Origin of the sequence: Actinosynnema sp. NPDC023658 (assembly GCF_040639995.1) — a bacterium.
Classification (GTDB): domain Bacteria; phylum Actinomycetota; class Actinomycetes; order Mycobacteriales; family Pseudonocardiaceae; genus Actinosynnema.
In genome coordinates, this window is the sequence record NZ_JBFAAX010000511.1 from 1 (window position 1) to 3,467 (window position 3,467).

At 69.8% G+C, this 3,467-nt stretch carries 2 protein-coding genes; both read left to right on the top strand.

What is annotated here, in order from left to right:
• Nucleotides 1–58 precede the first annotated feature (58 nt).
• Nucleotides 59–2,395 carry an FAD/NAD(P)-binding protein gene (locus AB0G02_RS30115; RefSeq protein WP_360800580.1) on the top strand — a complete coding sequence of 779 codons (2,337 nt, stop codon included), beginning with the start codon at nt 59–61 and terminating at the stop codon, nt 2,393–2,395.
• A gap of 329 nt (nt 2,396–2,724) precedes the next feature.
• Nucleotides 2,725–3,467, top strand: a 743-nt coding sequence (locus AB0G02_RS30120; protein WP_360800583.1) for a PEP-utilizing enzyme, incomplete at its 3' end; no start/stop codon positions are given.

Below are 3,467 nucleotides of genomic sequence, written 5' to 3' on the forward strand. Positions count from 1 at the left end.
GGCCGCCGCGCGGGGGTAGTACGGGGTGGTGCGGGGGCGCCCCCGCCGGGCCCGGGGTGTGGTCGTCGCCGCGTGTGGCGTCGCCGACCTCCTTCTGTCCGACCCCTTTCCGCATTCGTGCGGTGATGCCGTTCGTCCTCATTCGACGGTCCTGTTCGGCGCGGTGTGTGCCCGGAGAACTGTCAAGCGCTGGGCGGAAAATGCTGCGGGAATGTGCGGGAATGTCGCATCCTCGAAGTGGTCCGCCCGGCCGCGCCCGGATCCGCGCCATCATCCCCCGGTCGTGCCCGGCCCCCTCCCCGCGGCGTGCGTGAAATCCGAAGCACGATTGGGTCACGCGCGCCTCGCGGCGTGTTCACCCCACATGATCGACGGTATTCTGCTTGCCGATCACCCAATACGCGGTGCGGGACGGCGCGGCCCGGAGTCGGGTTCGTCCCGTTTACGGTGGGTAAGCGGCAGAAGGAACAGAGGTGGCATGGTGAATAGCTTCGACCGGTTCCGCAGGGTTGTCGTCGTCGGGGCGGGTCTGGCCGGTACCGCGACCGCCATCCGCCTTCTCCGGTTCGCCCGCGAGCCATTAGAGGTGGTGCTGCTGGAACGCCGTCCGGAATACCGGAGCTCCGGCGTGGCGTACCAGCGCGACAGCAACCACTGGCACCACGTCTTCAACATTCAGGCCGGCCGCATGTCGGCATTCCGGGAAGACGTCGACGACTTCATCGGCTGGGCCAACCACGAGGCGGACCGGTCGGGGTGGCCGCCGGACTGGAAGGACTGGGAGTTCACCGAGTCCGGTCCCGCGCCCCGCCGCATCTACCAGGACTACCTGGAGAACCGGCTGGCCGAGGCCGTGCGCGAGGCGGCGCCGGGCGTGACGCTGGTCGAGGCCGACGGCGAGGCGGTCGACGTGGAGGTCTTCGACGACCACGCGCACATCGTGGTCGAGGACCTGGCCATGCCGACCGGCGGCGCCACGACCGACCGGGCGATCCTCCGGGCCGACCACGTCGTCCTGGCCACCGGGTTGGAGGTGAAGTACCCGGCTTTCGCGGCCGAGGTGCTGGAGCACCCGGCATTCGTGCGCAATCCCTATTCCCCGAGCGGTATCGAGCGGGTGCTCGGCGTCCGGGAGGACGGCGCGGTCGCCATCATCGGCACGTTGCTCAGCGCGTACGACTCGGCCACGCTGTTGTTGCGCCGCGGCCACAAAGGCCCGATCCACATGATCTCCGGTTCCGGGCTGACCCCGCGGACCTATCCCGCCGACCACCGGCACCACGTTCTCGAACTGCCGGCCCCGCGCTTGCTCGCTGACACCTACGAGGGTCGCGAGGAATTCATCCGCCGGTTCCGCGAAGAATGGGAGAGCGCCTGCGCGGCGGTCTCCCGCGAACACCCGGAGATTTCGCCGGTCGTGGTGACGGAACGGGTCGCCAAGTCGTGGGAGCCGTACCTGCCCGCGATCCTGGAGCGAATTCCGACCGACGAGCTCCGCTCACTCCTGGACAGCTACGGAACCCTGCTCGCGGTGTTGCGGGTGAGCGCGATGTCCTACACCACCGGAGTTGTCGACGCCGCCATGGGCGAAGGCGGTCAGGTCGTGCTCACGACCGGTCGGGTGCAGCACATCCGCGCCACCGAGTCGGGCCGGCTGGTGTTGTCGGTATCGGGGCGGGACTCCGCCGGGCGGGACTCCATTGGGCAGGACTCGACGCGCACGATCGAAGCGGATCTGGTCGTGTCGAACTTCGGGCGCGAGACGAACTACGAGCGCGCCGACTCGACGCTCTGGTCGAACCTGCTGCGCAGGAAGGTCGCGATCGCGCACGAGCGCACCGGGCGCGGTGTCGAGGTGGACCCGTGCGGTCGGCTGCTCGGGCCGGACGGCGAGCCCTCCGGACCCCTGTCCGTGGTGGGCAGCCCGCGCGAGGGCGACGAGATCATTCGCAACGGCCGCACCGGCGCGTTCACGTTCAACCTCGCCGCCATCAAGAACCACTCGGTCGAGGTCGCGGCCACCACGCTGCACCGGTTGGAATCGTGTTACGACGAGAGCGCTTCCGCGCTCGCCGCGGAGGTGACCGCAGCGGCGCCGACCGGAGCGGTCGACCCGGAATTGCGTGAAGCGATTTCGCATTCCGTCATGCTCGACGTCCGCCGAATGGCCACCAGGCGTCATGACGACCGCGAGTCGCTGGCCGCCCGGCTCGAAGGGAACATCCAGCGCATTCGTGCCATGACGGCGCACGACGGCGGGAACCCGCCGTCGGATCGGGCGTTGCGGTTCGCGGTGAACTCGGCCGCCACCGCGAAACTCACCGACCTTTCCGTCACACCGCGCGAGCTGCGTTCCCTGCTCGGGCTGGACGGTTCGGACGAGTCGGCCGGCTGAACCGAACTCCGCTCACCTCCACCATTTCTACGTGGGTTCCCGGACGCCGACTACTTCGCGGTTGCCCAGCGGTAACGGGTGGTCGCGAGGTGTTCGGCGGCATGCGGGTCAACCGTGCCGACAACGGATGTGGCACGAATGGCCCACCACCTCGCACACGAGAAGATGCGCGGTCGGTCCGGGGACTGCGAGGCTCGACTCATGGTTCGACGTGTTCGTCGCAAACCCGGGGCCGGCGTCACGCACGCCGACGTCGGCCCCGCAGGTCGGCACCCGCGCCGACTCGCTCGCCAGGTCCGCACATCGACCGGATTCGGTAGGAGGATGCCGTGAGCCCGCGCGAAATTCCCGGGGTTTTGCTCGTCGGTTCGCCGTCGACGAGTGTGCGCGGCATCGCCAACCACACGAGAAGACCGCTGCCGGGTTCCGTCCTGGTGGTGGAATCGCTCGGCCCCGAGCTCTACGACACCATCGTCAGGTCCGTCGCCGTCGTCTGCTCCGGCGGTGGCCGGACCGGTCACATGGAGTCCCTGTGCCGGTCCCGGGGCATCCCCGTGCTCCGGATCCCCCACGCGGAACTCGACGGGCTCGTCGGTGACGTGACCGTGCGCACCGATCGCGAGTCGGTCCTCCTGGGGGAGAACGACCACGCGGAGCAGCCCGCGGAGTTCCCCACCGTCACCCCGGACGACCTGCGCTCGGTCTGCGTGGTCATCGCCGACGCGACCGACATCCAGTCGACGAACGCGATCACGCCCCGGGTCGACCAGGTGACCTCGTTCTTCATCCGCGAGGAGTTCGTCTGCCTGTCCTCGGGCCTGAGCCCGCTCGACGCGCTGCGGGCCGGGGTGGCCGAGGCCGAGCGCTACGGCGCGGCGATCGGCGCCGAGCTGTGCGCCATCGTCAAGGAGCTCCTGCCGGGGCAACGCCTGGTGATGCGGCTGCTCGACCTCCGGTCCGACGACGCCGCCCAGATCACCAACGTGGGGGTGGTCGCGCCCGGGTGCCACCCCCAGCTCGGGCGGCACGGCGGCCGGGGGGGGGTGCGGGTGCCGCTCGACCCGCCCGCGGT